This is a genomic window from Maridesulfovibrio frigidus DSM 17176 (genome assembly GCF_000711735.1).
Classification (GTDB): Bacteria; Desulfobacterota; Desulfovibrionia; order Desulfovibrionales; family Desulfovibrionaceae; genus Maridesulfovibrio; species Maridesulfovibrio frigidus.
Window position 1 is genome coordinate 93204 of the sequence record NZ_JONL01000006.1, and the last position, 12481, is coordinate 105684.

The following is a 12481-nucleotide window of genomic DNA, read 5'->3' on the forward strand; positions in this document are numbered from 1 at the left end:
CTGAAGTGGAAAATAATACTTCGGATCAAAATGATAAGCCCGAAACCCCGGAAGAAATTCCGGGAGCTCGGGCTTATCTTTCAAGCCCGTTAGCGGTAGTTGTAGCCACAGTAGCAACAGCAGCATTCATTTGTATTGTCATTGCTTTGTTGTTCTATGGCGGTGCTGAAACTGTCGCAGACAATCAGCAGGCCATTCCTCAGGATCAGCAAGGTTTTACATCTCAAAATGCAACCAATAACTATGAAGAAATAATTGAAGACGACCTCGAAGATTTAGTAAAAATTGCCGATCTCTCTTTAATCAATGCCCTTAAAGATGCTCACGTCTCAATGGCTAAGCTAAAGATTGAAGACGTAACGCTAAAAAAACATCAGGGAAACTCATTTCATTTTCAACAGCTTCGTTTTCCACTTAGCACAGACAGCTCTATCTTTATTGAAAGTGTCAAAAAGAAGCTAAACAGTGCAGGTCTGAATGCTGATATAAGCAAGTTATCCGAAGGGTACTGGCTACTTAGTATAAATGAAGTTCCAACTCACAAATTTTTTATAGATCAAATTATTACACCTAAAAAACCAGTCGCAGTCGTAATAGATCCCAATGCGCCTAAAATGGCGATTGTCATTGACGATATGGGCGAAGATATTGGTCTTGCTCAAAAACTAGCGGATTTAGATGTTCCCGTAACTTTTTCCATTTGGCCCAACAGTTCACACGCGGGTAAAGTTGCTTTGATTGCCAAGAAAAGTGGGAATGAAATAATGATCCACCTTCCCATGCAGCCTAAAGGATATCCGAAAGTTAATCCGGGCGCAGACTCTCTGCTGATCGGCATGAAAGCAAAAACTATTCATGACCGCATAATCTCGGCTATGAAAAAAATACCTGACGCAACGGGACTTAACAACCACATGGGTTCGCGTTTCACAGAGAATCTAGCAGGTATGACTGAAGTAATGGTTCCCTTACGCCAAAACGGTTTGTTCTTTTTAGACAGCCGCACCACGGCTAAAAGTGCCGCTAATACTGCCGCTAAAAATGGACACGTAACTTTATATGAGCGCAACATCTTTCTCGACAATGTTAAAGACGTGGCAGCCATTAAATTCCAATTGAATAAAGCGGCTAAAATTGCCCGCCAAAAAGGTCAATCAATAGCGATTGGCCATCCCAACCGCGAAACAGTAGCTGCTATTAAACTGTGGTCCAAAGAGATCAAGGGTAAAATAAAAGTTGTTGCAGTTGAGAAGTTAGCTCCACGTAGTTAAATATCAATATTTATTTTTTCGTCGTAACTCATGACTTTCTCTAAACTTTTTCAATAAATGGGTAGCTTTCCAGCTATTAATGTGTTTTTTACCCCATATGAATCTTACAGGGACTTGACTTGATTACCTATTTCAGGCCAAATTAAACAATCAAAAATTTCTAAATCAAAGGTATATCCGGATGAAAAAAATCCTACTTTTCATGGTGCTCATTTTCATGGTCGTAGTACCAGTTATCCATTCAGCGCAGAGTTATACCGTATCCATTACCCAGATTGTTGAGCACCCTGCTCTCGATTCAATGCGGAAAGGATTTCAAGAGCGCCTCAAAGAAGCCGATGTTAACGTTCAGTACAACGTTCATATTGCACAAGGCAATCAGGCAACAAACACCCAAATTGCAAGTCAGATTAAGGGAGAAAATCCTGATCTAATTTTAGCCATTACCACCCCCTCATCGCAAGCAGTTGCTCAGAAAATTAAAGATATACCTATCATTTTCACAGGAGTAACCGACCCCGTTGCCGCGGGACTGGTTAAAAGTTTAATGAACCCCGGTAATAATATTACCGGCATGACAGACATGAGTCCTATCCGCCGTCAGGTTGAACTTATTAGGGAATTTATGCCTGAGATTAAATCCCTCGGGACCATCTACAACGCAGGCGAATCCAACTCCGTTGTACTCATAAAAATACTTAAAGAAGTATGTGCGGAATTTGGTATCAAAGTAGAAGAAGCATCAATAGCCAACTCAAGCGGCGTATATCAGGCAGCTAAATCCCTTGTTGGGAAATGTGAAGCTATCTACATTCCTGTCGACAACACTGTTGTTTCCGGCCTTGAAGCTGCAATCAAAGTATGCAGACAGAACAAGCTCCCTATATTTTCAGCTGACACCGATTCGGTAAAACGTGGTACTATCGCCGCCCTAGCAGTAGACTACTACCGCATGGGTCTTCAGTCTGCAGATATGGCTGTCCGCATTCTTTCCGGCAACGCGAAACCTGCCTCCATGCCAGTTGAATCTCTACAGAATTTACAGCTATTCATTAACCCATCCGCAGCGGAAAAAATGGGCATTGCCATTCCAAAGCAGGTTATGAGCAGAGCGGACGAAATCGTTAAATAAACTAGGCACTAAATCGTTTATTATACAACGCTTACAATATTATGTTGAAGCGCGCTCTGAATTCATAATTTGCCAAATCTAGACAATCGAGTTAAAGGCGCGGATGAACCGCGCCTTTTCTTTTTTATAATGCCCGGCGTGGATAAACTTATTACCCCAATTATCAGATGATCAGCTTATACGCTTTTATGGGTGCGCTTGAACAAGGATTCGCCTTCGGGCTGATGGTTCTAGGTGTATATCTAACATTTAGAGTGCTGGACTTTCCAGACCTGACGGTTGACGGAAGTCTGCCGCTTGGCGCTGCGGTGTCTGCTGTTGCCATCACTAACGGATATCATCCTGCTATCGCCATGAGCATGGCTGTGGGCGCGGGATTCATTGCCGGAGCAGTCACAGGTATTCTCAATACCAAATTCAAGATACTCCACTTACTGGCATCCATCCTGACCATGATATCATTATATTCAATCAATATACGTATCATGGGCCGTCCAAATATGACCTTGCTAGGTCAAGATACTTTGATAGACCAGTTCATGGAATTCACAGGACTCGCCCCTTATATTTCGACTCCAATACTTTTCGCGATAGTTTCAATCATCGCACTCGCCGCACTAATCTGGTTTCTGAAAACGTCATTCGGACTTGCTGTTCTGGCAACAGGTGACAATCCTAAGATGATCACCAGCCTTGGTGTTAACCGTGACATGATTATAATATTCGGCGTGGGTCTTTCAAATGCAATGGTCGCGCTGTCCGGAGCACTGGTAGCTCAGAATCAAGGTTCCGCAGACGTAAATATGGGCATCGGAACCATCATCGCAGGGCTGGCTTCAGTAATTATCGGTGAAACAATTTTTAGTACACGAAGTGTCACTGCCGCAATGATTTCCGCAGTGCTCGGCTCTGTCCTCTACCGTGTCGCAATAGCACTTGCGCTCGGCATGAGAATCGGCGACTTTGCGTTCACCCCGAGTGACCTTAATCTGGTCACGGCCGTTCTTGTAATCGCCGCGCTGGTCTCTCCGCAGATCAAAGCAAACGTTCTAGGTAGGAGGCTTCGCTCCAATGCTTAATATTAATAAAGCCGCCAAAACGTTTAATCCCAACAGCGTAAACAAAGTTCAAGCCCTACGCGGAATTGACCTTGAAGTAGACAAAGGCGATTTCATAACAATTATCGGCTCAAACGGAGCTGGCAAATCAACTTTTCTAAACTCCATTGCTGGTACTTTCATTCTTTCCAGCGGAACCATTTCTATCAATGGTAATGACGTTACCGTATGGCCTGAGCACAAACGGGCTAGAAATCTCGGTAGAGTTTTCCAAGATCCGCTACTTGGAACTTGTACATCACTGACCATTGAGCAGAACATGGCCCTTGCGCTTAAACGCGGCAAACGACGTGGGCTGGGACTTGGAGTACGCGCAAAAGACAGGCTGCTGTTTAAAGAACAACTGTCAACGCTAGGTCTAGGACTCGAGAATCGCCTGACTGATCAAGTAGGACTTTTATCAGGTGGACAGCGTCAGGCTCTGACCATGATCATGGCAACAATGACCCGCCCGGACGTCTTGCTTCTAGATGAACATACGGCGGCACTTGACCCCAAGACAGGACAGAAAATTCTTGATATAACCGACACCGTCGTTCACAGAGACGAACTGACCACATTAATGGTGACTCATAATATGAATCAGGCCATTAGCATGGGTAATAGACTAATCATGCTTCATCAGGGGCAGATTATTTTAGATATTTCCGGGAAGGAAAAGAAGGGATTAAAAGTTGAAGACCTTCTAGAAAGGTTCTACACCTTTCGTGGCGAGAGCGTGGCTTCTGACAGAATGCTTTTTTCTTAAAGCAGTCACGATTTTATTTAGCAGGGTGCTACCCTGAATTATGCGAAAAACCGCAGAAAACAATACACTTTGGAGGATTTTAAAATGGCAGAGCTTACTTTTTCTATCATCAAACCAGATGCAGTTGCTAACAACAAAGTCGGCGATATCTTGAAAATGGTTTCTGATGCAGGCCTTACAATTAAAGCTACTAAAATGATCCACTTGACTAAAACTCAGGCTGAAGGTTTCTACGCTGTTCACAGCGAACGTCCTTTCTTTGGTGAGCTAGTCGAATACATGATGTCCGGACCTTGTGTAGTTTCCGTATTTGAAGGCGACAACGCTATCAAACGTTACCGCGATCTCATGGGCGCAACCAACCCTGCTGACGCTGTTGAAGGAACTATCCGTAAAGCTTTCGGCGCAAGCATCGAAGCTAACGCATGTCACGGATCTGACGGTCCTGACACTGCTGCAATTGAAGTACCTTACTTCTTCAGCTCCCTCGAGTTGGTAAACTAGTATGACTAAAAACGTCGGATTCATAGGCACTGGCAACATGGGAGCCGCCATTATTAAAGGCATGGCGGGCGATGATAATCTCAACGTACTCGGCTTTGACTTAAATAAAACGGCACTTGGCCTTCTTGCCGAAGAGACTGGGCTGACCAAGATGGATACAGCTCGCGATCTTGCCAAGGAATCCGACTACATCGTGCTATGTGTCAAACCACAGCACGCGGCCACAGTTCTTGAAGAAATTGCGCCTGAACTTGATGAGTCCAAATGCATTGTATCAATCGCAGCCGGACTAACTGTAAGCTCGCTCAAAGATTCCAGCGAAAACAGGTGCCCCATTGTAAGGGTTATGCCTAACACTCCCGCATTAGTTAATGCCGGAGTATTTGCAGTCTGCCTTGACGACACACACATCAGCGAAGAGCAAAATTCTTTCGCACGCGAAATGTTCAAACCTTTAGGTGATGTATATATACTAGCCGAAAGCCAATTTGATACTTTCACAGGCGTCATAGGGTCCGGCCCTGCTTATGTCTTCTATTTTATGGAAGCCATGATCGAATCAGCCGTATCTCTCGGACTACCTCGGGAGCCTGCAACCAAAATGGTTGAAAAGCTCTTTGAAGGGTCTACGAAACTGGCACAGGAAAGTGATTTCCACGTCAGCGAGTTGCGCGAAATGGTAACCTCCCCCGGAGGCACAACCGTACAGGCATTGGTCCATCTGGACCGCACAGCCACACGCGCAAACATCATAGACGCAGTCCGCGAAAGCTATGAACGCAGCGTTGAACTCGGCCAAAAATAGATATTAAGACCAAAGGGGGAAAACCCTTTTTTAAAAAAAGTGTTTTCCCCCTTTGGACTCCCCCTTTCCCCAAAACTTTTATTTGGGGAAAGTTCACAGGAGCAGTAAATATTCTTACACAAAGTAAGTCAAATAAACCGTACTTGCCCACACTCCCAAAAATCCACACGTTATCGCTTTAAGCACTTTATTTTTCAAGAATGGCTCCACTCCTACAGTCGCTAATATTCCGAAGCACGGTAATAGACCTAGAGTATAGCTAGCTTTAGCAGTGCTGTAGATTGGCAGGTTCAAGTAAAGGTAGGTTACTGCTGTGAAGTAAATTACCACGCATCCTACAAGAAACATTCTGCCGTTCATGACTCCCTTTACCGGAGCTATAAAAGTCCTTGCGATCCCGATTAAAATCCAGATGGACGGCACAAGTGCCAGTAGCGCAGATGCGACCATAAGATCGTCATTCCACGGTGGTCGGCTTGCAAACTTGCTAATTCCACTTAAATTTCCATCGAGCCACAATGTTGCGTAAATCCCGTCCCATAGTCCGTTTGTTGTAGAATATATCGGGCGCAGTAGTGAACTTCCGAAAGTCACAAAATGCTCCCATATACGGTAGCCATGATCCTGCCACCAGACAATCTCGCGCATTGCATCCCAGCCGCCTATAAACGGCTTACCGTACTCATAGAAATTACGAAGATAATACCAGCCGCTAACCAATGCCGTAATAAGCGCAGAAAGAGCCATGCCTGCGATAGGATTAAATTGATGCGCGGTAGTATCCTTTTTAGATGAAAGCACGACTAGAGGCACGAAGAACAGGCAAAGAGGGATAAGCAGACTTGCGGTTGCCTTGGTAAGGATTGCTAACCCCATAAATAATCCTAACAGTGCGTAGGATTTTAGATTGCGCTTATCTTCTTGAATAATGAGCGTAAGTGCCATCAGTATGGTCAATCCAGAAAAAACTGCTGCAAGCGGTTCGTTTCCCCAGAACTGTGACATCACGAAATTCATAGGCATGAATCCGCCAAGTAAGGTTGCTATAACCTGTAAGGTTTTGTTCTCAGCAAATACTAACTTTGCGCTTCTATAACAGACTTCTATCATTATAGCTCCACATGCCAGTGGGATTAAGCGGAGCCAGTACAGGGCGCTTTCTACCCCCATCATAGTGGTCAGAATTTTATATGCTACGGCTGAAATGACATAGTACAGCGGAGGCTGGAACATTTGCCACCCTTCAATAGGGCTTGGCAGACTTAAATTGTCCGCGACATATTGGATGTAGGTAAAATGACCAGTTGAATCCATACCTAGCTTTAATGGCAAAATATTAAAATTATTCAACGCCATCACTGACCAAAGAAAGATCAGCGCGATCTTAAAAGCTTTGGGTGTGATCATAATTTTACTGACTGCTGCGGGGAGTTTATCCTGATCACGCATCCATATAAATCCTGCGACAAGAACGAAAACACACAGCATATAAGGTAGCGAATGTAGAAGAGCCTGATCCGCCCTTTTAAATTTGTTACTGATTAAAACTGATCCTGACTTTCCGGCATTTAGAGCGGGGTTCCATACATAATCGTCCCTACTCGCTTCCCATCCACTTCCGCTTGAAAGTCCAAGCTCATCTGACCACGCTAGCAGCATCGGGTGAGCATTGTTATTCACAACAGCAATTTTTAGCTCATGCTTTCCGACTTTAAGAGAGGGCAAATCGATAACTTTTTCATCACGCCAATCGTTGAGGTCCCCGTCAGATTTCAGAAGAGGCTTGCCATCCAGCCAGACTCCTGCCCCACGGAAAGCTTTAAAATTAAGCTTGGCTGTTTTATCGTCAGTTAGGTCAAAAGTGGTACGGAACAGGGTCATTTCTGAGCCATTGTTACGAGCATTCAACCTAAACGGGATATCCAGTCTGATCCATTCAGCTTTTGGGTGAGCCGCAAGATATGAGTTCTCGGGCTTTACCAGCGACTTATTTATAGCAAGCCATGTTGCCGCTGCGAAAAGGATAATTGCCAATGAAAGCAGAATTATTATTATTTTATTTTTGCTTGAATTTTCAGACATAGTAAGAAAGCTCCGTAAAAATTGAAGTGAGGCAACTGGAATATTATTAAGAGAGCTATAACTTAGCTCTGACGTGTTCAGATTTAAACTACTGAGCAATTACCGTTATTGCTTAATTTTGAACAGTTTTTTTTATGCCGCATCTTTAAGCTGTTGCCCATAAAAAAAGGGAGGCCGCTTGCGACCTCCCTTAATATTAATTCACTTTGAATTAACTTCTTACATTTCTGAAATCCAGATTAGCAAAAAGTAAATGTCTAAAAGGATAGCACTCATGATTGCACTGTAAAGCATGAGTGTTCCGAGTCTTTTCAGTTTCGAAGAAGTCCACTCACCGACAGGGCCGATGACAGGTTTTTCTATTTCTTCACCGAAATAAGTTGCCTTGCCGCCCATCTGTGCGCCAAGAAGCCAAGCTGCCGCAGCCATAGGCCAACCAGCATTAGGGCTTTCTGTTTTAGCTGCATCATCAAGCAGATTTTCGTAGGTGCGTTCCCAATCTAATTTGAGGATACGTCCCGCAGCAAGCATCATGAATCCAGTTATACGAGCTGGTATGAAAGCCAAGATATCGTCAGCTTTTGCTGCGAAACATCCGAACTCTTTGTACTGCTCATTTTTGTATCCCCACATGGAATCCATGGTGCTGATAGTTTTGTAAACCCACATTCCAGCAGGTCCGGCAACAACAAGGTAGAAAAATGGAGCAACAAAGCCGTCATTCAAGTTTTCACTTGTAGTTTCAGCAAGAGCCTTACGAAGACCTGCTTCATCTAGATCAGCAACATCACGGCTAACAAGCATTGCAATGGTTGTGCGCGCTGCTTCAATCTTACCCTGATCGAGAAGCGAAGCCGCATTGCGACATTCTGATAGAAGTGCGCCAAGAGCAAGACCTGCATAAGCGAGGTAAAGTCCGATTAGCACTCCAATAAGTGGAATAGCTAGGAGCATTTTTATAACACACCAAATAACAAGACAGAATCCTATAACTCCTAATCCGCCCATAATTTTAGGGGAAAGTGAAGTGGATCTGACCCATTTATCATACCAATCAAGCCCCATACCCAAAAAGCGGACAGGGTGAGGGAACCAGCTTGGACCATTTAAGAAGAGATCTAGCAAAAGAGCTATTACGGGAACAAGAAATACTACAGTTGAATTATCCATAAGCTTTCATCCTCGACTTTTAAATCGTTAACGGCGACTAATTTTAAATGCATAAAAAAAGATTATGCTCACTCCCGTCAGGGATTGAGCGACTACATTTATATCACAAAAAAATGCGGCACGGAATAAATTCTGTGCCGCATTTAAATATTAATTTTCGTAATAGGAGCGAAGAAGTGCACTGCGAACAGGATGCCGTAGCTTTCTTAGAGCCTTGGCCTCAATCTGACGAATACGTTCTCTAGTAACATTGAAAAGCTTACCAACCTCTTCAAGAGTGTGATCAGACTTTTCGCCGATACCAAACCTTTTGCGAAGAACTTGTTCTTCACGCGGGGTAAGATCAGAAAGGACAGTTGCTATTTGCTCACCGAGTTTAGTACTTACGACTTCTTCAGCAGGAGCAGTAGCTTTTTTATCTTCAATAAAGTCACCGAGGCTGGAATCTTCTTCATCACCAATTGGTGTTTCAAGAGAAATCGGTTCCTTGGCGATCTTAAGGACTTTTTTAACCTTTTCGAGTGGGTAATCCATGCGCTCAGCAATTTCTTCCGGAGCTGGGTCACGTCCTAGTTCCTGAACGAGGTAGCGGGAAGTTCTGATCAGCTTATTAATAGTCTCAATCATATGCACAGGAATACGAATAGTACGGGCCTGATCCGCAATGGCGCGGGTAATAGCCTGTCTAATCCACCATGTTGCGTATGTGGAGAACTTGTAACCACGCTGGTATTCAAACTTATCAACAGCCTTCATAAGGCCGATATTACCTTCCTGAATGAGATCAAGGAACTGTAATCCGCGGTTGGTGTATTTTTTAGCAATGGAAACAACAAGTCTAAGGTTAGCTCTGATGAGCTCCTGCTTAGCCTGCATAGCAGATCTGTTTCCGTGCTTAATACGCCAAACAACTTCTTCGAGGTCATAAACGTCATGGCAACATTTTTCCTGAAGGCGAACCAGAATTTCCATCTTACCTGAAATCATTTCCTTAAAGGAGAACAATTCATCTACAGTCAGATTCAATTCATCGGATGCTGCAACAGGGTTAATCTCTCTGTCATCGATCTTTTTGAAAAGATCTTTAATCTCCTGCTGAGTTTTACCAGTGGAGAGTATGTAAGCAGAAAGGTCACGCTGACAGTTGTGCATCTGTCTAACGTAGTCACCGACAGTTTCAATAATTGAATCAACAAGTGTCTTTTCAATTTTTATATCACGCAGGCGATCAACAATTTCCTGCTTGTAAGTCATGATTTCCATCTGCACGCCATAAACCCTGCGGTCTGTCTGTGCACAGTAATCAAGCTTTTCGTATATTTTTTTCTTCTTCTTATAGATCTTTTTAACTTCATCAAGCAGGAAGATTACGCGCTGACGCTGATTCATCTCGTCTTCGCTTGGGTCATCTTCTTCGATGGTTTTAACAACATCTTTCAACTTAATGCGGGAATCATCGAGAAATTCACCGACACGGATAAGCTCTTCAATGGCTACTGGAATTTCAACCAGAGCATAAAGAACTTCCATTTCTCCGTTTTCGATCTTCTTAGCGATAACAACTTCGCCCTCACGATCAAGCAAGCCAACAGCGCCCATCTCACGTAAATACATACGAACGGGGTCAGTACTGCGGGAAACGAAATCTATAGCGTCTTCGGTACTCTCAACAAGACTAATCTCATCATCAGAACCAGCACCGTCATCCATCAGTTTTTTACCATCTTCAATGGTATTAACGATGGCAATGTTCAACTGATCAAAAATCTTAATTACATCTTCAAGCTGTTTAGCCTCATTAAATTCAGCAGGCAGAGCCTTGCCAAGCTGTTCAAAGGTAAGAAAACCTTGTTTCTTTCCTTCGGAAATAAGAGTCTTAATCGCCAGAATATCTTTAATATTGCCCATCATCCCTCCATACAGAGTCGTTCAGAACTTTGAGATACGCGTTAACGCGGTCTAAATCGCCTTCTGCCTGAGCACGACGCATAGCATCAGCAAGTTGTTTCCTGCCTGCTTCATATCGCCTCTTAGCAATCACCATACAAACATGTCGCCATTCTTCTTCCAGGTCTTCGCGGGAAAATGGATCTTCCATTCTACAGCTCGCCCAGAATCGCTTCTCAGAATCGTCAAGGTACGGCATTATGTCCTGCCCGCTGTGTGCCATGAGTTTTGGCCACAACAATTTGCCCCAATGTGAGGTTAGGACTTGCGCGATTCCCCGTTCCGAGAGTTCGGTGACATGTTCAGGATGCTGAACAGCATATCTCAAGAAAATTTTATCATCTTTCTCCTGTCCACCGACCGAAGCAACAGCACGAGGCCGTTCTTTTTTAGCAACAGGAGTCGAAGATTTACCCAAAACACCGGAAAAAGCCGAATTCAGCCCTGCTTCAGCTACCCCGAGACCGGTTGCGACCTTGGGGTGATAAAAGGCTTTAAGTGAAGCACTGGACATATTCTTTAAAAAGTCCTGCGCCCAATCCATAATCTCACGGGGAGAATACCCCGCTTTGAGAGTAGTCAGACAAAAATCCAGCCCCTCTGTAGCTTCATCCAGAAAAACCTGAAAACCTTCAGCGCCGCGGGCCTGAAGGATACTATCAACGTCTTCCCCGTCGGGAAGAACTATTACATCGCAGGAAACACCCTGCGTTAAAATCATTTCAGAACTGCGAAGAGCTGCTTTAAGCCCTGCACTATCCCCGTCAAAAACGAGAATTACTTTTGAACAAAAACCCGAAAGCCTTTTGACCTGTTCGGGAGTTAAAGCTGTTCCAAGCACTCCGCAAGAATTGGCATAACCAAATTGGTGCAGAGCAATAACATCCATGTACCCCTCGGTAAGCAGAGCCTGCTTAGTTTGGGAAATAGATGTCCGTGCCTGTGAAAGTCCATAGAGGTGTTCACCCTTCTTATAAATCGGGGTGTCACTGCTATTTAAATACTTTGGTTCTCCTTCAATAATTATTCTTCCGCCAAAAGCAATGACTCGGCCCGATAAATTTTTTATAGGAAAAATTAATCTTCCACGAAATCTATCATATGTCCGGCCTTTTGCATTTTGAGAAAGAAGTCCAGCACGGACCCCTTGCTCGGCAGAATAACCTTTAGATACCAAAAATTTCTCTAACCCCTGCCAATCGTCAGAGCTGCACCCAACCCCAAAAGCATCCATGGTTGCAGCATCTACTCCCCTTTTTTCAAGGTAAGTACGGGCAGTTCGTCCTTCGGGAAGCTTAAGAAGACGGGAATAATATTCTGCGGCCTTCTCATGCATCTCGAGAAAAGTTTTGCGCTCGGAACTTCTTTTTGCAGCTCCCGGGTCAACTTTGCCCGGAGTAAGCTCAACACCCGCCTCTCCGGCAAGCTGTTCTAAAGCGTCTTTGAATTCAAGTCCGTTAATCTCAGAATAAAAAGTAAAAATATCGCCCGAAGCCTGACAGCCGAAACAATAATAAAACCCTTCATCACTATTCACACTGAAAGATGCAGACTTCTCCTGATGAAACGGACAAAGTCCCATAAACCTACCGGAAACAGGCTTAAGTTCAACGTATCGTCTAACAATATCGACTATGTCGAGACGCTCTTTGATAGCTTCTATAGCTGCTCTGTCCAAAGAAAACCCTCCATTGCCAATATCCC

The 12481-nt window shown here is 44.0% G+C and carries 10 protein-coding genes; 6 read left to right on the forward strand and 4 right to left on the reverse strand.

The window, feature by feature from the left end:
• The first annotated feature begins 5 nt into the window (after window positions 1–5).
• The 6 genes from BR06_RS0112510 (at window position 6) to proC (ending at window position 5578) form a co-directional block, all read left to right on the forward strand.
• On the forward strand, window positions 6–1271 hold the full coding sequence (locus tag BR06_RS0112510; protein WP_031483555.1) for a divergent polysaccharide deacetylase family protein: 1266 nt from the start codon (window positions 6–8) through the stop codon (window positions 1269–1271).
• Window positions 1272–1452: 181 nt separating this feature from the next.
• On the forward strand, window positions 1453–2403 hold the full coding sequence (locus tag BR06_RS0112515) for an ABC transporter substrate-binding protein (RefSeq protein ID WP_031483557.1): 951 nt from the start codon (window positions 1453–1455) through the stop codon (window positions 2401–2403).
• Between the two features lie 167 nt (window positions 2404–2570).
• Window positions 2571–3482, forward strand: coding sequence for an ABC transporter permease (locus BR06_RS0112520; RefSeq protein WP_211252481.1), 912 nt, complete (start codon window positions 2571–2573; stop codon window positions 3480–3482).
• Entirely contained in the window at window positions 3475–4269 is a 795-nt protein-coding gene (locus BR06_RS0112525) for an ABC transporter ATP-binding protein (RefSeq protein WP_031483561.1), read from the forward strand. The genes BR06_RS0112520 and BR06_RS0112525 overlap by 8 nt, the downstream gene beginning before the upstream one ends.
• A gap of 84 nt (window positions 4270–4353) precedes the next feature.
• A complete protein-coding gene (gene ndk, locus BR06_RS0112530; RefSeq protein ID WP_031483563.1) occupies window positions 4354–4773 on the forward strand; it encodes a nucleoside-diphosphate kinase in 420 nt (139 codons plus the stop codon).
• Between the two features lies 1 nt (window position 4774).
• Complete coding sequence (gene proC / locus BR06_RS0112535; protein WP_031483565.1) at window positions 4775–5578, forward strand: pyrroline-5-carboxylate reductase; 804 nt, start codon at window positions 4775–4777, stop codon at window positions 5576–5578.
• Window positions 5579–5692: 114 nt separating this feature from the next.
• Here the strand turns inward: proC and BR06_RS0112540 are convergent, their stop codons facing one another.
• The 4 genes from BR06_RS0112540 to dnaG all read right to left on the reverse strand — a co-directional run bounded on the left by BR06_RS0112540 (window position 5693) and on the right by dnaG (window position 12455).
• The gene (locus tag BR06_RS0112540) at window positions 5693–7660 is read right to left on the reverse strand and encodes an ArnT family glycosyltransferase (protein WP_031483566.1); all 1968 of its coding nucleotides are present in this window, start codon (window positions 7658–7660) and stop codon (window positions 5693–5695) included.
• A 219-nt stretch (window positions 7661–7879) separates the two neighbouring features.
• A complete protein-coding gene (cbiB, locus tag BR06_RS0112545; protein WP_031483568.1) occupies window positions 7880–8830 on the reverse strand; it encodes an adenosylcobinamide-phosphate synthase CbiB in 951 nt (316 codons plus the stop codon).
• A gap of 150 nt (window positions 8831–8980) precedes the next feature.
• Window positions 8981–10738 carry an RNA polymerase sigma factor RpoD gene (gene rpoD / locus BR06_RS0112550; RefSeq protein WP_031483570.1) on the reverse strand — a complete coding sequence of 586 codons (1758 nt, stop codon included), beginning with the start codon at window positions 10736–10738 and terminating at the stop codon, window positions 8981–8983.
• On the reverse strand, window positions 10725–12455 hold the full coding sequence (gene dnaG / locus BR06_RS0112555; RefSeq protein ID WP_034603038.1) for a DNA primase: 1731 nt from the start codon (window positions 12453–12455) through the stop codon (window positions 10725–10727). Before dnaG ends, rpoD begins: the two co-directional genes overlap by 14 nt.
• Window positions 12456–12481 lie beyond the last annotated feature (26 nt).